At 59.9% G+C, this 17,747-nt stretch carries 17 protein-coding genes and 3 pseudogenes; 9 read left to right on the top strand and 11 right to left on the bottom strand.

From position 1 onward, the window contains the following. Nucleotides 1–217: 217 nt before the first annotated feature. From JKL45_RS27375 to JKL45_RS27395, 5 genes and pseudogenes are all read right to left on the bottom strand, one after another. Nucleotides 218–762, bottom strand: a pseudogene (locus tag JKL45_RS27375) (transposase); the annotation flags it as partial. Nucleotides 763–897: 135 nt separating this feature from the next. Continuing rightward, nucleotides 898–1,182: a hypothetical protein gene (locus JKL45_RS27380; RefSeq protein ID WP_201864961.1), complete on the bottom strand. Its 285-nt coding sequence runs from the start codon at nt 1,180–1,182 to the stop codon at nt 898–900. 175 nt (nt 1,183–1,357) lie between these two features. Continuing rightward, entirely contained in the window at nt 1,358–2,086 is a 729-nt protein-coding gene (locus JKL45_RS27385) for a Crp/Fnr family transcriptional regulator (RefSeq protein ID WP_201864962.1), read from the bottom strand. 98 nt (nt 2,087–2,184) lie between these two features. Continuing rightward, nucleotides 2,185–2,583 (bottom strand): PRC-barrel domain-containing protein, encoded by a 399-nt coding sequence (locus tag JKL45_RS27390; protein ID WP_201864963.1) that lies wholly within the window; start codon nt 2,581–2,583, stop codon nt 2,185–2,187. Between the two features lie 497 nt (nt 2,584–3,080). Next, nucleotides 3,081–3,467, bottom strand: a complete 387-nt coding sequence (locus tag JKL45_RS27395; protein ID WP_246499037.1) for a DUF6894 family protein — start codon at nt 3,465–3,467, stop codon at nt 3,081–3,083. 494 nt (nt 3,468–3,961) lie between these two features. Between JKL45_RS27395 and JKL45_RS27400 the strand changes: the two genes are divergently transcribed. Next, complete coding sequence (locus tag JKL45_RS27400; protein ID WP_201864964.1) at nt 3,962–4,279, top strand: DUF1330 domain-containing protein; 318 nt, start codon at nt 3,962–3,964, stop codon at nt 4,277–4,279. A 68-nt stretch (nt 4,280–4,347) separates the two neighbouring features. On the opposite strand, the gene JKL45_RS27405 is transcribed toward JKL45_RS27400, so the two are convergent. After that, nucleotides 4,348–4,890, bottom strand: a complete 543-nt coding sequence (locus JKL45_RS27405; protein ID WP_201864965.1) for an arsenate reductase ArsC — start codon at nt 4,888–4,890, stop codon at nt 4,348–4,350. 85 nt (nt 4,891–4,975) lie between these two features. Next, entirely contained in the window at nt 4,976–5,434 is a 459-nt protein-coding gene (locus JKL45_RS27410) for a YybH family protein (RefSeq protein ID WP_201864966.1), read from the bottom strand. Nucleotides 5,435–5,589: 155 nt separating this feature from the next. Between JKL45_RS27410 and JKL45_RS27415 the strand changes: the two genes are divergently transcribed. Together JKL45_RS27415 and JKL45_RS27420 are read left to right on the top strand one after the other, a co-directional pair. Then, entirely contained in the window at nt 5,590–6,645 is a 1,056-nt protein-coding gene (locus JKL45_RS27415; RefSeq protein ID WP_201864967.1) for a sigma-70 family RNA polymerase sigma factor, read from the top strand. 238 nt (nt 6,646–6,883) lie between these two features. After that, entirely contained in the window at nt 6,884–7,156 is a 273-nt protein-coding gene (locus JKL45_RS27420; RefSeq protein WP_201864968.1) for a DUF2312 domain-containing protein, read from the top strand. Nucleotides 7,157–7,647: 491 nt separating this feature from the next. Here the strand turns inward: JKL45_RS27420 and JKL45_RS27425 are convergent, their stop codons facing one another. After that, nucleotides 7,648–8,121, bottom strand: a complete 474-nt coding sequence (locus JKL45_RS27425; protein ID WP_201864969.1) for an AAC(3)-I family aminoglycoside N-acetyltransferase — start codon at nt 8,119–8,121, stop codon at nt 7,648–7,650. Nucleotides 8,122–8,194: 73 nt separating this feature from the next. After that, complete coding sequence (locus JKL45_RS27430; RefSeq protein WP_201864970.1) at nt 8,195–8,815, bottom strand: DUF938 domain-containing protein; 621 nt, start codon at nt 8,813–8,815, stop codon at nt 8,195–8,197. A gap of 621 nt (nt 8,816–9,436) precedes the next feature. Here JKL45_RS27430 and JKL45_RS27435 point away from each other — a divergent pair. Then, on the top strand, nt 9,437–9,880 hold the full coding sequence (locus JKL45_RS27435) for a hypothetical protein (protein ID WP_201864971.1): 444 nt from the start codon (nt 9,437–9,439) through the stop codon (nt 9,878–9,880). A gap of 41 nt (nt 9,881–9,921) precedes the next feature. Beyond that, the gene (locus JKL45_RS27440) at nt 9,922–11,619 is read left to right on the top strand and encodes an amidohydrolase (RefSeq protein ID WP_201864972.1); all 1,698 of its coding nucleotides are present in this window, start codon (nt 9,922–9,924) and stop codon (nt 11,617–11,619) included. Between the two features lie 89 nt (nt 11,620–11,708). Here JKL45_RS27440 and dinB read toward each other — a convergent pair whose 3' ends face one another. Beyond that, complete coding sequence (gene dinB / locus JKL45_RS27445) at nt 11,709–12,761, bottom strand: DNA polymerase IV (protein ID WP_312897045.1); 1,053 nt, start codon at nt 12,759–12,761, stop codon at nt 11,709–11,711. 295 nt (nt 12,762–13,056) lie between these two features. Here dinB and JKL45_RS27450 point away from each other — a divergent pair, with 295 nt between their 5' ends. Next, nucleotides 13,057–13,770 carry an IS6 family transposase gene (locus tag JKL45_RS27450; RefSeq protein ID WP_210345903.1) on the top strand — a complete coding sequence of 238 codons (714 nt, stop codon included), beginning with the start codon at nt 13,057–13,059 and terminating at the stop codon, nt 13,768–13,770. 114 nt (nt 13,771–13,884) lie between these two features. Here JKL45_RS27450 and JKL45_RS27455 read toward each other — a convergent pair whose 3' ends face one another. Continuing rightward, entirely contained in the window at nt 13,885–15,297 is a 1,413-nt protein-coding gene (locus JKL45_RS27455; RefSeq protein ID WP_201864974.1) for an NHL repeat-containing protein, read from the bottom strand. Between the two features lie 103 nt (nt 15,298–15,400). Here JKL45_RS27455 and JKL45_RS27460 point away from each other — a divergent pair, with 103 nt between their 5' ends. The 3 genes and pseudogenes from JKL45_RS27460 to JKL45_RS27470 all read left to right on the top strand — a co-directional run. After that, entirely contained in the window at nt 15,401–16,750 is a 1,350-nt protein-coding gene (locus JKL45_RS27460) for a HupE/UreJ family protein (RefSeq protein WP_201864975.1), read from the top strand. Nucleotides 16,751–16,812: 62 nt separating this feature from the next. Further along, nucleotides 16,813–17,510 (top strand): annotated as a pseudogene (locus JKL45_RS27465) (IS6 family transposase). A gap of 51 nt (nt 17,511–17,561) precedes the next feature. Beyond that, nucleotides 17,562–17,747 (top strand): annotated as a pseudogene (locus tag JKL45_RS27470) (hypothetical protein); the annotation flags it as partial.

The following is a 17,747-nucleotide window of genomic DNA, read 5'->3' on the forward strand; positions in this document are numbered from 1 at the left end:
TCGTAAAGCGTGTCTGGGGCATGGAGCACCTCCTGGATCATAAGAAGTGCTCTCCATTGTTCCGAAGCAAGACCAATCATCGTCTTTCCGCCAGCGAGTACCGTGTGGCCCGCGATCGCGCTTTAAGTTCCTGGCGCGATGCGACTGGTGCTTCCCTCGACGGCTGATTTGGACTGGCTTGAGGGCTGCTCGTGCGGCAGTTGCGCCCATCATGCGTCAAGTTGACAGTACCGTATTCGGTGGTCATCAGCTCTGAGGCGAGGATCTCGCCGGTATCAGGATCACTGGCCAGGTGGAGCTTGCGCCACGTCCGATAGCCTTAGCCGCCGTGCTTCTCACACTGCCATTCGCTGGCGCCGAACACCTTTGGGCCGGTGGCGTCGATCACCACGTTCGCCGGTTCACATGCGGTGCTCAATGCCTTAGCGACAGTCAGGTTCGCTCTGCGGCGCGAGAAGGTGGTGTGATCGGGCACCGTCAGATCCAAGCCGAGTAGACGCAGGATCGAGGCCAGCATGCCTTCGGTCTGGCGCCACGGCCGGCCAAACGCCAGCTGCAGCATCAAGCCCGTCTCGATCGCAATCGCGCAGGATTGCTGCGGTCGGCCACGGCGGCCGCTGTAGGGTGGCTTCCACGAGGCCATCGCCGCAGGTGTTACCCACATTGTCAGATCGCCCCGCCGGCGTAGTCCTGCCAGTTCTGCACGCGGTAGCGAGCCTTTGGAATCCTGTGGCGGTGCTTTTCATTGACCTTGTAGGGCATGCGGCTCTCAGCTTCAGAGAGCCGCCTCTATACCTGACGGCCAGCCCTACACGACACCCCAAACCGATTTGCGCACCAACGTCACCTCAGTCTCCTCGTCCGTCATGATGCACAGCTTCGCGCCGGATGGAGCACCTACCGCGAGAATTGGTGGATGCGCTCGTGCAGGATGGCGAGTTGCTGAAGGTATGGCCCGCGTCGCTCCCGATGATGCTGCCTGAGCTTTTCCAGCATACGTATCTTGAGGTTCATGTCCATCGCACGAGAACTGATGTTGTCGCGCTCGCGCTCATACTCAAAGTCGATGTCAGCCAAAGTTCTCAAAAGCGACTGGAGCAAAGGCTGAAGATCAGGAGAATACATCCTCGGTGCAGCCGCCGGCTGGGCAGATCGTGCAGAATGATGTTTGTTGTCGGCCATAACTTTCCTCCCTGCATCTTGCCTGTATCTTGACGTACAGCGCTGGTGACGATGCGGAGAAAGATATGATTTGTCTGTTCGCAATCTTACAGAACTGCCAAATTTTATTGACTTATGTTATTCGCATTCTGTCATGTGACCGCATTATTCGTGCCGCAGGCACGCCATCATCTTCTCAGGCAAAGTAGGTATGGGGCAGCAGGCGCTCATAGCTGCGGCGGATTTTACCATAGCACTCGCAGGCCACGTCTTCGAGACCAGCCCGGTCCGTGATGACAATGCCGCCTCGGCGCTGGCTGATCAGACCAGCCGTCTGGAGCGTTCCCAGCACGATGCTGACGGTCGGGCGCTGCGTGCCAATCATCTCGGCTAGGACCTCGTGCGTGAGCGGCAGCACATCCTGCTCAACCCGGTCATGGGTACTCAGGAGCCAGCGGCAGCACCGGGCTTCTACGCTGTGAACCGCGTTGCAGGTAACGATCTGGAAGGTCTGTGCCAGCAGCACCTCGGTGAACCGGTGCAGCAGCAGGCGCATGCGCGGGCAGGCATTGACCGTCTCACGCAACCACTCAATCTCGACCTGCGAGGCCGTGCCGGGAATCTGCACGATGTAGCGTCCGAAGGACTCGCGGGTGAACAGGGCACTGATCAGACCGAACACCCCTTCGCGCCCGAACACCGCCACCTCAACCGAGCTGCCATCCTCCAGCACGTTGACCAGCGACACCACGGCATCATGCGGGAAGTAGGTATAGCGGATGATCTCACCTGCCTCGTAGAGCACCTGCCTTTTGTGCAGGTCCACAATCTCCAGGTGCGGTTCGAGATAGGCAAAGTCCTCGGGTTCCAGCGCCGCCAGGAGACGGTTGGCGCGATGCGTCGCCATGTTGGACACCCGTGCCATGGCTTACCGTCGTCCTATAGCCGTTGCGACCGCCCACCCGTGGCCACGGCAGCATGTGTGAGCAGAGTAAGCTGCTCTGGCGCGGCTCGGTCTGCTGCTTACCAGCCCCAGTAGGGCGGCACCTTCCAGTGGTCATGCAGGTCCTGCTCGCGCCTGCGGTCGCGCCAGTCCCTCTCATCCCCGGAGACCACGGGAGCCTCGGTGAGTTCCTCGGGCGTGATGTCGGTGCGGAAGCCGCCAAGCTGGGTGTCGTACTTGAGCTTCTCCCACGGGATCGTATGCTCGTGGCTGCCGATCCCCAGGAAGCCGCCAAAGCTCATCACGGCGTACACCACGCGCCCGCTCACCTTCTCGATGATCAGGTGGTGGATCGTGCCAACGTGCTTGCCTTGCGGGCTGTAGACCGGGGTTCCCTCGATCCGGTTGCTTTCGATCAGCGGATGGGTCGGTGGGGCTGGTTCGGGTATTTGATTTGCTGTTTCTGCTGCTTGGGTCATGACAAGCCCTCCTGCGCAGAATGAACCACAGAATCAACCCAACTCAGAGCGGGCAAGTTCCACAGAGGCTTGCTGTCCTGTCCGTTCAAGAGGGTTGCATCGGCTACCCGTGGCGGCCAGCATTGTGCTGCTTCTGCGCAGGTGCAGGCTTTACAGCGATAATCCAGTGAACCTCATGCCACTCCCACCAGATGCGCCCTGTCCCGATGTCGGTGACACAGCTGAGCACTGCATTCGTGGGGATCTTAGGCATTCACCGTCCCTCCCCATTCGTGCATGGGCCTCGGGTCAATCACCGTCAGGGGGCCTTTCCGGTGCTGGGACATCGTCATCACCATAACCTCGCCGCCCGTCAAGCTTGACCCTTGGTGGCGGGGCGGGACGGGCTTCCAGTATCCGGACGGCTTTCCAAACCGAGCTCACAACCCGTTGGATGGGACTAAGTGGCGTCTTGCTCATGATTGGCTCGCCTTCCTCCGCTTTAGCGGCGCTCTCAGTCAGCGTTTCCCGTCGTGACCGGCCACCTTCGATTTGGAGCTTTCTGAGAACCTGACCGTCAGGACATGCTGATGGGCTCTGTCCATGATCTCAAAACTCCAGTCATGTCGATCCTCACCCTTCTGATCACCTTCTGCGATCATGGCGCTGGCCTTGGCGAGCGCGTCCGTTCGGGCAATCTGGAGGCTGGGGTACTTATCTCCTTCCGGGTCTTCGATGAGGCCGCTCGGGGTCCTGATGTTGAAGTAGTACAGAGCCGGATGGGCCTCGTGCTTGGGCGCGTGATGTAGCTCGTGGGAAGGGTGTCCAGCGCGCGGCGCACCACCCTCATTGTCCCACCGTTTGAGGTCGTCACGCTGGCTCGGTCGCCTGGGAGCCTTGCTCATGCCGATATTGAACAACGGAGAGCAGGCATTTTGATGACCATCAAACCTCGAACGATCTTAGTCCTGGCGAGGCTCTTGCTGTTTCCTCAGCGCTAAAGCGGCGTTGGCTTCAGGTATGTTCAGGCTGGCAAACGACATATCTTTACCGCTGCGAACAGCGTATACTTCCACGAGAGTAGGAGGCCATGATGTTCGAAAGAATCAAATCTTATGTTTCTTTTGAGAACGAAGCGCTCGTTATGACTGGTTTGGCATTCTTGTTTTGCGGGGCTGTGGTCCTGGGCTTCATGTGATGCTCTCCCAAACTTGGATTGCGCTGCTCCTGATCGCGGCTGTTGTTCTGATCTACGTGCTCGCGATCAAGTCCGGGTAGTAGACCTTAATGTGAACGGAAATTCCCAGATGCAATGATGCCGCTGATCTGGTGGAGCGACCCGTACGATGAATGATCAGTTGCCCGCACTGTCGTAGTGCATACTCCCCGGAGGTGCCCTATGGCTTATGTCGTGCTCCAGTATGACCGCCCATCCGACACCCAGAACTGGAACAACTACAACCGGCACGTCCGGAATTGGATGGACCAGCTTCTACAGCTTCCTGGGGCTGTCTCCTTTGTTGCCTACCGCGTGGCTGATGGGGCCAGACCCGACACCTTCACGATGCTGGAGTTCCACACCTTGGAGGAAGCTCGGCAAGCAGCAGCTTCGGAACCGCTGAAGCGCGTTCTCGATGAGTTGCGGTCGGTTGGAGCGATGGCCAGGGTGTTGCTGGTGGAGCGCTCGCCATTCACGCCCGAACCCATCCTGGCTTGAAACCAGAAAGCTCACCCGGTCACTCCAACTTTGCTCGTCGGAGCGGAGCCTCCGATCTGAGCCTCTGCTTACGTGCGATGCGGGGCCGCCCCACTCGCTGGGACCGTGCTTGCTCCCTCCAGATGACAGATGGACTGAAGCCGAGTGCCTATCGTGAAGCGATCAAGTGCCGCCAGTGGCAGGTGGATAAACGTACTGATCCGGTTCTTCAGGAACTCGAAAGCGCGAACGAACGCTTCCTCCTTATGGGCGTCAGAACCTTCGACGGCGGCGGGGTCCTCAATGCCCCAATGCGCGATTGAGGGATGCCCCGGCCACACTGGACACACCTCACCGGCTGCGCTGTCACAGACGGTGAGGACAAAATCCATCACAGGTGCTTCAGGAACCGCGAACTCGTCCCAGCTTTTCGAGCAATAGCCATCTGTTGGATAGCCATGGTCGCCCAGCACCTTCAGGGCCAGCGGGTTGACCGTGCCGTTCGGCTGACTGCCTGCCGAGTAGGCCATGAAGCGTCCCGCACCGTCCGTGCGCAGGATGCCTTCAGCCAGGATCGACCGGGCTGAGTTCCCGGTGCAGAGGAACAGGACATTGTACGTTCGCTCGGTCATGAGTGACCTCCCTGTGCCGGACATCATACCTGAGCCACCTCTGCTCCGGAGCGCCAATCTCCTACGACCGGCTGTGGGGTTGACGCTACAGTGCAGGCAGATGCTCCCGCTTAGTGCCGAATGAGCGTGAGGGGGTGCCAGGGAACAGAGATACGTGGGTGTGCTGCGCCACCCACTCCTCGCCGACAGCCTGCCGCCCCAGCACCACCGTGGCTCGTCCAGGGCGGTCAAACGGCTTGCCGTCCTCGGTGTAGCCGGTGGACTCGAACACCGCCATGCCGACTGCCGTAAGCCGGTCGCCCGACACGATGGTGCGCAGATCGCCAAGGTTCCAGCGGAACTGGTCGATCTGGCCCCAAACCTTGCGCCACTGCTCCTTCTCAGTGGTCTCGCGCCCGACCGTGAACGCCGCGAGGGTGCCGAAGGTGATCAGGTCGTCGGCGAAGAGAGGGCGCGAGCCGACGAAATCCACCGTCTGAATGCAGACCTGGAGCTTCTGAAACCAGCGGCGGATCAGAGCAACATCGTCGTCTTGGGAAGCCATGGCATCTTCCTCAGGGTGAGGCATGTAAACCCAATGGTGCGCTTGCCCAAGCAAGGGGTCAAGCCGTCAGCCGTCTCCAGTTCCATGGTTGAATGAGCTGGCTGAGTGGCAACCGGGGGTGTATGGTGAAGCTGTTACTGAGGTGGAGCAAGGCGATGACCCAAGCCGCTCGCCGACACAGCTATCCCATTCGCAAAGAGATAGGTCGCAGCCGCTCTGCACGACATAAGCGGGCGCGGCTCCGTCACATCCATCCACTCTCGCACACGCAACACCTCGCCCTTGTTGAGGAAGTCCGCGTAAGCCGTTGCTCGCAACAGGTGCGGGACCAGCTTCCCGCCTTTCTGCCGCATCTGCGGAACTTTGCGCTGTCTCTGACCCACGATCCTGTCAGGAGCGATGACCTTGTGCAGAGTACCGTGCTGCGGGCGTGGGCAAACCTGGATCGCTTCCAGTCCGGCAGCAACTTAGAGGCGTGGCTGTTCACGATCCTGCGCAACAGCTTCTACTCGGAGTACCGCCAGCGCCGGTGGGAGATTGAAGACCCGGAGGATGGTTATGCGAGAACCCTGATGGTGCAACCCGAGCAGGAGTCCAGGCTGATGCTGCAAGACCTTCAACAGGCGCTCGTGCGCCTGCCGCCAGACCAGCGCGAAGCGCTGCTCTTGGTTGCTGAGAAAGGCAAGACCTACGAGGAGGTGGCGGCGCTCTGCGGTGTCGCGGTGGGCACGATCAAGAGCCGGGTACACCGGGCCCGCACCCAGCTTGCCGCGATGTTGCAGATGGAGAACCGGCACGATCTTGGCCTGGATTGCCTGATGCAAGCGGCGCTGCAACAACCGAATGCAGCGGCCTGCTATGCAAGACCATCACTGGTGCCGCGCACAGTGGAGTATCACATGCCGACTTCAAAACCTGAGGAAGCGCAAGGACAGGCGAAAGCAGCCAAGGATGTGCCTCATGAGCAGACATCTGCCTTCCTCAAACCACTCCAACCTTCGCCGGAACTGTCGGCCATCGTCGGCACGGCTCCCTTGCCGCGTCCGGAGGTAGTGAGCAAGGTCTGGGAATACATCAAGAAGCATAAGCTTCAGAACCAGCAGAACAAGCGCGAGATCATGGCGGACGAAAAGCTTCAGGCGGTGTTCGGCGGCAAGAACAAGGTCAGCATGTTCGAGATGAACAAACACCTTGCCCAGCATCTCAAATGAGATGCTGTACAGCGAGCCATGCGCGGCCCTGCTGCGTAAGAACCGGATGGCGGCTTATAGCTGCGCCGTTCGTCTCAAGACTTCGGACGAAATGGCCCTCTTTCTGTCCTCAGCCAAAATTCGCGACAGAGCCCTCTGGCGCGATGCTGACCGAAGCTGTGACTTATGCCCGTCTCATTAACCCAGCGCTTACCCACCAGTCCGATAGTGCCCGCCCATATCCAGCAAAGGAGACACCATGAGCGACGTCGTTGGTATTGCGGGAGATAGAATCCGCTCGTTCATCGAGCGAATTGAACAGATCGAGACCGAGCTCAAGGAACTGACCGAGGCCAAGAAGGAGATCTTCTCAGAGGCCAAAGGCGAGGGCTTTGACGTGAAGGTGCTGAAGGAGATCCTCAAGCTGCGCAAGCAAGACCAGGAGGAGCGTGACGAGCACGAGACGCTGCTCGACGTCTACATGCGGGCCATGGATGAGGCGAGCTCAGCTCCGGCAGCTCAGGCGGCTTGATCATCCTCCCAGATCAGAGATGGAAGGGTCGCCTCATTCGGCGGCCTTTTCGCTCGCCGGCATGCAAGATGATACATCTGTCGCCTGTCGCTGTCGCAGGCCACCACCCACTGGATGAATGAAAGCGCAACGAAGGTCATGCATGTCTTTGAGCTCGCGGGACGGTGCCGCCCAATCTCTGTGAGGGAGCGGATGTCAGGCAAATGACATCCCGAGCCAGAACGTAACGAACGCAAGCGAGCTGACAATGGCGGCCCACTCTGACGCTGTCAGAGGGGCCGAACCTGATGCTGATGAATTGCCCGAGATCATGGCATTCCCCTTCACTTGGTGTGTCCCAGTTGCTGCCCAGGACATCGCGGTGCTCAATACCACCGATCACAAGGCTACAGCGGGATGATCGGCCTCGATGTGCTGCGTGACACATCTCCTTCCAAACTGGCAATCATCGTGGAGGACGCTTCCTGACTCAAATCCAGTCCCGAGGAGGGCTATTTCGGCAGGGGCTGCAACGGCTCGACCCTGATATCGAAGTGCAGCACCTTCTCGCGGGTCCCAAGCTTCTCGTAAAGTGCAATGGCTGGGTCGTCGCCATAGTCAGCCTGAACGTAGATAACCCAAACGCCACGTCGGGCGGCAATCTCTCGTAAGTGCTCAATCAGAGCTGTCGCGACACCCTTCCGTCGATGTTCTGAACTCACAGCGAGGTCATAGATATACAGCTCGCGGCGTGCCCTCTCGAACTTGTCGAATTCGTAGGCGACGAGCCCGCCGAGAACCTCCTCGCCCTCCACCGCCACGAGAGCCACAACGTGTTCCTTTGCGAGCAGGCCATTGAGGTAGGCGCCACTTGGCGGCGCTGCCCCGTAGATCTGCGGGGCAGCGAATACGTCACCGAACAATGCGTTTAGCTTGCGCACAAGCTCGACATCAGCGGGCATGAGGCGGCGGAGCGTGAAGGGCATCGGGACCATTCTCCAGGTCTAGCGATGCTAAGCTGTTTGTGTCTTGTAGTCTCCTTGATAGGAGCCTCCTCGATCACCCCGACCGGCGGAAGACAAGGCTGAGATTGTTGGAAGGCATCTGAAGGCGTTCGACGTGGTCCAGTCCGTGCTCTCTGGCCAAATCCACCACGCTCTCAAGATCCCGCACCCCCCATTCCGGATTTCGTCGCCTGAGATCCAGGTCAAAAGCTTCGTTACTTGAAGCCGTGTGGGCGCCGTTCTCCTTGTACGCTCCGTAGAGAAAGAGAACTCCTCCGGGTGGGAGGATGAGCCCTGCCCCGGCCATCAACCCTTGGGTGACCCGCCAGGGCGAGATGTGGACCATGTTGATGGCAACGATCGCATCAGCCCACTCCAGGGGCCATTCTGCGGCAGCGGCATCGAGGACACGCGGCGCGAGCAGATTAGGCAGGCCTGAGGCCTCCCGGTGAGCGGCGATGCTCCTGAGGGCTTGCTCATCACGGTCGGTGGGCTGCCAAGTCAGATGAGGGAGGGCTGCCGCGAAGTGAACGGCGTGCTCCCCGGTCCCACTGGCAATCTCCAGAACCTGCCCGGTTGGCGGGAGCACCCGGCGAAGCACGCTCAGGATGGGATCGCGATTGCGGGCAACCGAGGGTGAGGTCAGTGCTTCTGTGAAATCAGAGGGCTTCGTCATGTGCCAATACATAGGGCAAATCAGAGGGCCTCCCCGAGATCCGAACAGAAAAGTGCCGTTGGCGGCCCGAGAATGCCATGAGGCAAAAACAGGTGAAAACCCCAGAAACCTTCTTGTCATTCGTCCGCTCCCAGATAGAACAAATCGGGAACATGGAGGACTGATTCCCATGCAACATGGCCATTCGACAAAGTCCCGCCGCATCATAAGTCAGAGGGTCGCCGACAGGCTCCTCGAGACCCTACGCCCAACCCGCCATCTGCTCACGCGATCTCTAGCAGAGATCCCGATGGGTGGTCCGGAATACCGCCAGATCGACCGTGTTGTAAGAGAGATCGATAGGCTCGCCGAGATCCTAATCGGCGACGGGACTCATTTTTATTAGAAGGAACACCCCGCCCCAGACAACAGAGCCAGATAATCGCTCGGTTAGCGGATCAGAGTTCGAAGCACTGCTTGACAATTTTTTACTTCAAGCTTGAAATGTTCCGACAACAAACAGGAAGCTGGGTGGGGGCAATTCAAAATGCTCATCTGTAAGCAACGCTGAAGCCCGCTTCAGGTGGAATGCGGCGCTTGGAGAACAGCATAAGGGCAGGCAACGGATCAGGAGGTCTCACCATGTCTCGCTTCGCCACGATCTGCTGCCACGAAGTTGTGCCTCAACTGGATCGCCGCTCCGTTCTGGCCGGCATCGCCGGTCTCATCACTCTCACCCCTCTCGCCAGTGCCCATGCCAAGGACGAGTTGCCTCTGGCCTGCCTTGTCGGGCCGGACGGGCAGGCTTCCCACCTCGCACGATCCATGACAGGCCAGACGATCAGGGTCCGGGGCTATCTGGCACCAAGCCTCGATGGGCGTGAATTCGCCCTGTCCGAGTCCTCGCCAGGCGCCTGTCAGCTCTGCGGCACGATCCATGATCCCGGCGCGACGATTACAATCCGTTCCGCTCCTACCGAAGGCGTTCCCCCGATCTTCGAACCTGTCCTCCTCGAGGGTCAGCTCGTGGTAACTGGACCAACTGCTACGGTGGCTTTGCTGGACGCCAAGACGCGTACCCTCTGAGCCTTTGCAGATTTTCAATCGCAAGACCGGGAACGTTCGCCATGATCAACACTCTTATGCGGCACCTTTTGCCCGCTGGCTTTCTGCTTGCAGGCTCCCTGCTGGCCGGATCGGCCTGGGCACAACCGGCAGATCTGATCCTTCACAATGGTAAGATCATCACGGTCGACAAGAACTTTACGACCACCGAGGCGCTTGCTATCCGCGGCGATCGCTTTGTTGCAGTGGGTGATAATGCAACCGTGCTCAAGGAGGCTGGTCCCAATACCCAGATCATCGATCTCGACGGGCGCACTGTTGTACCGGGCTTGATCGATACGCATCTTCATATGGCCTCCGCAGCCCTGAACCGGCCTGCCGTAAAGCTATTGGAAGCTCGCTCGGTTGACGACGTGAAAAAGCTGATTGCCGAGCGCGTTGCCCAGACGTCGCCTGGCCAGTGGGTGATCGCCTCATCCGGATGGCATGAGAGCCTGCTCAAGGAAGGACGCCTCCCAACGCGTTATGAACTCGACGAGGTCTCGCCCAACAACCCGGTGTTCATCCCCCGCGGTGGGCACGTGGTCACCGTCAACAGCAAGGCCCTTGAACTCGCCGGAATCAAGAAAGATACCGCTGACCCAAAGGGCGGGGTGATCGTCCGAGATCCCGTCACAGGTGAGGCCACCGGCGTCCTTCTTGAGACGGCCGCGTACTTCGCTCGCCGTTCTCTCCCGCCACCTCCCGCGCCCGCCGAGCGCGCCCGCCTGCTCAGAGAGACCATGCGAGAGCTCAACAGCTATGGTCTCGTCTCTGTCATTGAGCCCGGCATTGATGAACCCACCATCCAGGTCTATGCGCAATTGCGCGACGCTGGTGCGATGACGATCCGCACGGATCTTCTCTATCGTGCGCTCACCAAAGACCAGGTGCAGAAAGGCTTGTCACAAGCCTCACTTCGCTCCGACGACATGCTTCGGTTTGCCGGTATCAAATACCCACTCGACGGCGGTGTTGAAGGTGCCCGTCTGTACGAGCCCTACCAGATTGTGCCGGGCGAGCAGCCGGATCCGAACTATCGTGGGGTCCTCCTCCTGCCCCCGGGAGGTGAGGATGAGTACGTCGAGGGACTGAAGCTAGCCGCTGCGGCCAAAGTACAGGTTCAGACTCATGCCGTGGGTGACGAGACGATCGACGTCATTGTGCGCGCTTACGAGCGGGTCAACGCTGAGACACCGATCAAAGACCTGCGGTGGACGATCATGCATGTGTTCCTCCCAACCGAAAGTGCGCTCAAGAAGATGAGCGAGCTCGGCATCATGGCAACGGCACAGGATCACGCTGTACTCCTGGGGCACAACCAGCGACGGTGGTGGGGCGACAAGCGCGCAGGCTACGCCATCCCGATCCGCGCCATGCTCGATGCCGGTGTGCATGTTGGTGGTGGAACAGATGGTCCAGTCGTTCCTGTGGACCCATTCCTGTCGATGTGGTGGATGACAACACGCGGGACGCTCAATGGCTATCAGCTTGGGCCAGAACAGGCGATCACACCGCGCGAAGCTCTTCAGCTCTATACGATCAACAATGCCATCGTCATGGGCGTGGAGAAGGAGAGAGGCTCCATTGAGAACGGCAAGCTCGCCGATCTGGCGATCCTTTCTCAGGACATCCTCTCTGTGCCACCACAGGCGATCCGCGAAACCAAAGCGTTGATGACTATGGTGGGCGGAGACATCGTCTATCGGTCCGGGATTTAGAAGTCTGTGGCTTCCGGCGGTCTGGCCAATCCATCCCAACCATGGCTTAACTTGGCCACTGAGTTCCCAGCACAACTCCTGGGAGCTCTCTACAGTTGGAGGGGTAGCTGCGGAGTTTCAGCCTCTTCGTTCGTGTTCAAGGCCAAAAGGGACACGCCGAAAAGGCGCACACTCTTGTCCAATGGAAACAACTGTCGAAGGAGGTCGACACTGGCTTGGTCAAGCCCCCACCGGCTTTCAACATAGCCGGGCAAGGTGCAGCTGCGGGTGATCTGTTGGAAATCGGGGAACTTCACCTTGAGCGTCACCGTCCGCCCGCGTACGCCGGTGTGCTCGCAATGCCGCCAGACCTTATCCATGATCGGCTGGAGCGCACCCTTCATCTCCTCGAAGCTCTCCAGATCCTTTTCGAACGTGTTTTCGGGGCCAATAGACTTGCGGATGCGGTCGGGCTGGATCGGGCGATAGTCAACGGCATGGACAAGCCAGAAATAGTGGGTCCCGGCCTTGCCGGAGCGCTGATGCAGGAAGTCGAGCCACTGGGCCTTCAGATCCAGGCCGGTGAAGATGCCGAGCTCGTTCATCTTCCTGGCTGTGGCCGGGCCGATGCCATGAAACTTGCCGACCGGCAGGCTCTCGACAAAGGCTGGCCCCATCTCGGGCGTAATCACGAACTGGCCATTCGGCTTATTCTGATCCGACGCCATTTTAGCCAAGAACTTGTTGAAGCTGATCCCGGCCGAAGCTGTCAGATAGGTCTCCTCCCAGATCTTGGCTCTGATCTCCCGGGCCACTTGGGTGGCATACGGAATATCCTTCAGGTTCTTGGTCACATCGAGATAGGCCTCGTCCAGCGACAGAGGCTCCACCAGTGGCGTGTACTCGTAAAAGATCTCCCGGATCTGGCGCGAAACCTCCCGGTAGATATCAAACCGCGGGTTGACAAAGATCAGATCCGGGCACTTCCGGCGGGCCGTGACTGACGGCATGGCCGAATGCACTCCGAAGCGGCGGGCCTCGTAGCTGGCCGCCACCACCACGCCGCGCTTACGCGAGCCGCCGACCGCGACCGGCTTGCCCCGCAGCTCCGGGTTGTCCCGCTGCTCCACGGAGGCATAAAAGGCATCGAGATCCACATGCACGATCCGACGCTACCGCTCCGGTGTGCTGGACTGCGCCCCCGAGCCTGGGGTCTGAAAGGCGCTGGACTGATTGTATTCGGGATCCGGCATGGCTTAGCGTGAGCCCATGATCCTGTGTCTGACATTCCCGTATGCCCTCCGTATGCTGTCACGTCCATTGGGCAGGTCTTCGCCGAGAGTTTAATCCTGAAACTCCTTCGCCATGAGCTGCCGCTCAGCCGTCGGGTTCTGTTGCAGCTTTGAAGCTTTCCCGGCCTGAGCTACGACAGGATGAGGCTGAGAGGGGCTGGCGGTGATGCAAGGTAACGAGAACCCGTTCAAGGGTCGGCAATTCACGGCGGAGATCATTCTGTGGGCGGTGCGCTGGTACCTGCAGCCCCCGATCAGCTATCGCGACCTCGAGCGCATGCTCTGCGACCGGGGCGTCCACGTCGACCACACTACCCTGTTTCGCTGGATTCAGGCCTACGCACCGGAACTGGACAAACGCATCCGTCGGCATGTCCGCATGACGAACGGCTCCTGGCGCGTGGACGAAACATACATTCTTGTGAAGGGAGAATGGGTTTATCTCTACCGCGCCGTCGATGCTTCCGGGCAGACCGTTGATTTCCTGCTCTCGCCCAAACGGGATACGGTGGCGGCGCGGCGCTTCTTACGGAAGGCTTTAGGGCAGCCTCACACCGTTAATCCGCGGACCATCACGGTCGACAAGAATGCAGCCTATCCAATCGCGACGAAGGCTATGAAACGGGATGGAGAACTCTGGCGTTTCGCCAAACTACGGCAGGTGAGATTTCTGAGTAACATTGTCGAGCAGGATCACCGTCGCATCAAGCGGTTAGTCAGACCCGAGCTGGGGTTCAAGAGCCTCATGACAGCCTCACGGACAGTCGCGGGCTACGAGGCCATGGCGATGATCCGCAAAGGACAGGTTGTCCGTGCACCAGCGAATGACATGAGCACGCAGCGCGACTTCATTGCAGCTCTCTTCAGAACGGCCGCCTAACCTGAGGATCGTTCCCGTTCGCGTGTGACCTATGTCAGGGTTTGCAACGGAACCGGACGAAGAGTAAGCGCCGGCCCCGATTTGGAGCCGACGCCGAAGCTAATTCGAGCCTATCTACTGCGCCGCCGGCCACGGCATAGCAGCATTCACTGTTGAGACAGGGCTGACACCTTTGTTGACGAACTTCTGCAGGCGCTTACCCGTGTAAGTCTCAGTTGTGTAGATATTCCCTTTGGAGTCTACAGCAATAGAGTGCACACCGAGGAACATGCCCGGCTGACGACCGCCGTAGCCGAAGTTGTAGAGCTCTTCCATGGTTTGACGATTGAAGACGCGCACATGCTCGTTCACGCCATCAGCGACATAGAGGAACCGCTGCTCGGGATCATGGGAGAAATCAATGTCCCAAACCGAGCCGTCGGCCAGGGTTTGCGTGGCGACGAACACCTCTTTGACAAAGGCCCCATCGGTGCGGAAGATCTGGATACGATCATTCGCGCGGTCGCAGACATAGACCAAGCCGTCGTTTGAGACATTGGAGCAGTGCACGGGATTGGCGAACTGCTGGGCCACAGGAGCTGCTGGATTGTAGGGCGGCAGGACCTCGTCAGTCGGCGGCTTGCCGTAGGCGCCCCAGTAGCGCTTGATTTTGCCTGTATCCATATCGACCACGGCCACACGGTGGTTCAGATAGCCATCCGAGAGGTAGGCCTCGTTGGCGCTCTCAACGAGGTCGATCTTTGCGACCCGGCCAAAACTCTCCTGATCATGGCTGTTGGCCTGGTAGGTCGGCGCGGCTGCCGCGGCAGGTGCGGCAGCGGGAGGAGCCGCAGCGCTCGCGGCAGGAGTTGCCCCCGCAGAAGGAGCGGCGGTACCCGCTGCAGGAGTCGCCGTGCCCGCGGCGGGAACACTGCCCCCTGGCGCCACGCCAGCATACCCGGCTATTGGATCCGAGGCCGCAGCCGCGGGCTTAACCTGGCGGGCACCCGCCCGGCCCCACTGAGCGACGAACTTGCCGTCGCGGGTGAACTTCAGGACATGCGCATCGCCGGCGCCATTTCCGCCAATATAGACGAAGCCTTCTGCATCGACCGCGATGCCGTGATTGGACGAAGGCCACTCATATTCCCTCGTTGGAGAAGGGCCGCCCCAGGAATTTACGAGATTGCCTGCCTGGTCGAACTCCATGACCGGTGGCGAGGGATTGCAGCATTCCCCAACACGCTGACCGGCGCGGTTGCCGGTAATGGGAACGGCTAGTTCCGTATTGTCCAGAGCGGCCGGGTCCGAGCCACGGTGGACGATCCAGATATGGTCGCGCGAATCGACCGCCACGCCGATCGTCTGGCCGAGCACCCAGTTGTTGGGCATCGGTTTTGGCCAGAACGGATCGACCTCAAAGCGCGGCGCCTCCTTGCCCTGCGCAATCGCCTTCTGCAGCAGGAGCTGGCCCGTGCCGAGCGCCGCCATCACCGCCAGGAAACTTACACCGACTAACGCCCTGCGACTCCAGAAGAGCTGTCTCATTCTGTTTCCTCCCGGCCCCCATGCCGGGCAGCTTGGCGCCGCTCTTGTCAATATAACGAAATGTAGCCAAGCTGGCCTCTGCTGTCGAGAACCATCGAGAATCATGGCGCCCCTTCGGATCGTCTTTGCATTCGTCATCGCAGCCGCCCTGCTGATTGGCTGGCCCATGCGCACGTCAGCCCATGAAGTTCCTAACGAGGTCACGGTCCTGGCTTTCCTAAAGCCGGAGGGCAAGACACTGACCTTCCTGGTGCGGGCGCCGATGGAGTCGCTGCGCGACGTCGATGTGCCGCTCAAGCCCAACGGATTCCTGGACCTCTCGCGGATCGACGCGCCGCTGCAGCACGCCGCCCAGGTCTGGATCCGTGATTTCGTTGAGGTCTACGAGAATGGCACATTGCTGGGAAAGCCCCAGCTTGTCGGCTCGCGGGTGTCGCTGGCCTCTGACCGCTCCTTTGCGAGCTACGACCAGGCGCTGGCCCACATCCGAAGCGGTCCATTGCCGACGGACACGGAGATCTATTGGAAGCAGGGTCTGCTGGACGTCGCCTATGAATACGCGATCGAGTCGGACCGATCGGATTTCGCCATCCGGCCGGGACTGACCCGTCTCGGGCTCCAGGTCAACATCATAATGCGCTTCCTGTCGCCTGAAAGCCCGGAACGCGTGTTCGACGTTCACGCCGGTGTCGGCATCGTCCACCTCGATCCGAGCTGGCCGCAGGCGTTCCTGCTTTTTGCCGAGGACGGCTTCCTCCACATCCTGGAGGGCATCGACCATCTCCTCTTCCTGCTCGCCTTAGTCATCCCATTCAGGCGCTTCCGCCCGCTCGCCGTCGTGGTGACCGCCTTTACGATCGCTCATTCGATCACGCTGATCGCTTCGGCCTATGGCTTGGCGCCGAACGCCCTGTGGTTCACGCCGCTGATAGAGACGCTGGTTGCGATCTCGATCCTATATATGGCACTGGAGAACATAGTCGGCCCCAGCACCGAGCGGCGCTGGTTTGTCGCCTTCGCATTTGGCCTCGTGCATGGTTTCGCCTTCTCGTTCCTTCTGAGCGAACGCCTACAATTTGCCGGCTCGCACCTGATCACCTCACTCCTGGCGTTCAATGTAGGTGTGGAGGTCGGCCAGCTGGTCGTGCTGGCTGTCGCGGTTCCGGCGCTTGGTTTCTTGTTCAAGTACGTGGTCCCCGAAAGGATCGGCACGATTATTCTGTCAGCACTGGTGGCGCACACGGCTTGGCACTGGATGACGGAGCGCGGCGCCGAACTTGCGCAACATCCCTGGCCGGTAGTCGACGCCGCAGCGCTCTCGACCGCGCTCTGGTGGGGGATGGCCGCAGTCGCAGTTGGAGCAATGCTCTGGCTGTTCTCTGGCCTGGTGCGGAGCTGGCAGTTGCCTCGTGAAGGGGAAGGTGATCGGGCCGCCCCACCCCGGGCTTCCTAAAAGGCTCCGTTGCATTAACCTTGGCAGTTTATGGGATGGCGGCCACCTGAGGAGCCGCTCCTTTGTCTCTGTTCAAGCGCCGTCGCTTTCCAGCCGAGATCATCCTGTTATGCGTTCGCTGGTACTGGAAGTACGGCATCAGCTATCGTGATCTGGCTGGGATGATGCAGGAGCGTGGTGTCGAGCTCGACCCATCCACCCTCTTTCGCTGGGTGCAGCGCTATGCCCCCGAACTCGAGAAGCGGGTTCGCCGATATCAGGGCTTCCAGTCTGGTTCGTGGCGTGTGGATGAGACCTACGTGCGGGTCGGAGGCGCTGGACGTATCTGTTCACAGTGGTCGACAAACATGGAAAGCTGATCGACTTCATGCTCTCGGAGCGCCGCAATGCCCGAGCCGCTTATCGCTTCCTGCGTAAAGCCCTCAACATGATGAGCGGCTATCCGCCATCCTCGATCACGACCGACAAACTGGCTTCGTACCCGAAGGCTATCCGACGCTTACAAAACGAAGGGCTACTGGCGAAAGGTGTCGAGCACCGGACCTCGAAATACATGAACAACGTCATCGAGGCGGATCACGGTGCGCTCAAGCGCATCATCCGCCCAACCCGTGGATTCCAGACGACGAGAACAGCCTCCGCGACTCTAAGAGGGTTTGAGGTCATGCGCATGATCCGCCGCGGCCACTGCATTCTGCCGCAGCCCGGTGTGATAGGTGAAATCCGTCTCGTGAACCAGTTCTTCGGCCGCGCCGATTGAGCAATCCACTCAGGCTGGTTTCGTCGCCCCTTTCCAAATTATTGATCCGGCTTGGGTGATCTTGAAATTCGCAGCCAGTCGACCCAGGTCGGCGGGATGAAGCACGTGGACATGCGCAAGCTGCCCGCAGCAGCGCAAGAAGAGCGTCGGCGGCAGGTGATTGGACTGCGCGAGAGCGGCCTGACTTACGAGGCCATTGCCGCGCAAGTCGGCCTGACCCGGACCGGCGTGTTCAAC

This window comes from Microvirga soli (assembly GCF_016734765.1).
Taxonomy (GTDB): Bacteria; Pseudomonadota; Alphaproteobacteria; order Rhizobiales; family Beijerinckiaceae; genus Microvirga; species Microvirga soli.

Coding starts and splice junctions, on each gene's coding strand:
- JKL45_RS27380 (WP_201864961.1), bottom strand. CDS start 1,182: ATGGCCGACAACAAACATCATTCTGCACGATCTGCCCAGCCGGCGGCT.
- JKL45_RS27385 (WP_201864962.1), bottom strand. CDS start 2,086: ATGGCACGGGTGTCCAACATGGCGACGCATCGCGCCAACCGTCTCCTG.
- JKL45_RS27390 (WP_201864963.1), bottom strand. CDS start 2,583: ATGACCCAAGCAGCAGAAACAGCAAATCAAATACCCGAACCAGCCCCA.
- JKL45_RS27395 (WP_246499037.1), bottom strand. CDS start 3,467: ATGAGCAAGGCTCCCAGGCGACCGAGCCAGCGTGACGACCTCAAACGG.
- JKL45_RS27400 (WP_201864964.1), top strand. CDS start 3,962: ATGGCTTATGTCGTGCTCCAGTATGACCGCCCATCCGACACCCAGAAC.
- JKL45_RS27405 (WP_201864965.1), bottom strand. CDS start 4,890: ATGACCGAGCGAACGTACAATGTCCTGTTCCTCTGCACCGGGAACTCA.
- JKL45_RS27410 (WP_201864966.1), bottom strand. CDS start 5,434: ATGGCTTCCCAAGACGACGATGTTGCTCTGATCCGCCGCTGGTTTCAG.
- JKL45_RS27415 (WP_201864967.1), top strand. CDS start 5,590: ATGACCCAAGCCGCTCGCCGACACAGCTATCCCATTCGCAAAGAGATA.
- JKL45_RS27420 (WP_201864968.1), top strand. CDS start 6,884: ATGAGCGACGTCGTTGGTATTGCGGGAGATAGAATCCGCTCGTTCATC.
- JKL45_RS27425 (WP_201864969.1), bottom strand. CDS start 8,121: ATGCCCTTCACGCTCCGCCGCCTCATGCCCGCTGATGTCGAGCTTGTG.
- JKL45_RS27430 (WP_201864970.1), bottom strand. CDS start 8,815: ATGACGAAGCCCTCTGATTTCACAGAAGCACTGACCTCACCCTCGGTT.
- JKL45_RS27435 (WP_201864971.1), top strand. CDS start 9,437: ATGTCTCGCTTCGCCACGATCTGCTGCCACGAAGTTGTGCCTCAACTG.
- JKL45_RS27440 (WP_201864972.1), top strand. CDS start 9,922: ATGATCAACACTCTTATGCGGCACCTTTTGCCCGCTGGCTTTCTGCTT.
- JKL45_RS27450 (WP_210345903.1), top strand. CDS start 13,057: ATGCAAGGTAACGAGAACCCGTTCAAGGGTCGGCAATTCACGGCGGAG.
- JKL45_RS27455 (WP_201864974.1), bottom strand. CDS start 15,297: ATGAGACAGCTCTTCTGGAGTCGCAGGGCGTTAGTCGGTGTAAGTTTC.
- JKL45_RS27460 (WP_201864975.1), top strand. CDS start 15,401: ATGGCGCCCCTTCGGATCGTCTTTGCATTCGTCATCGCAGCCGCCCTG.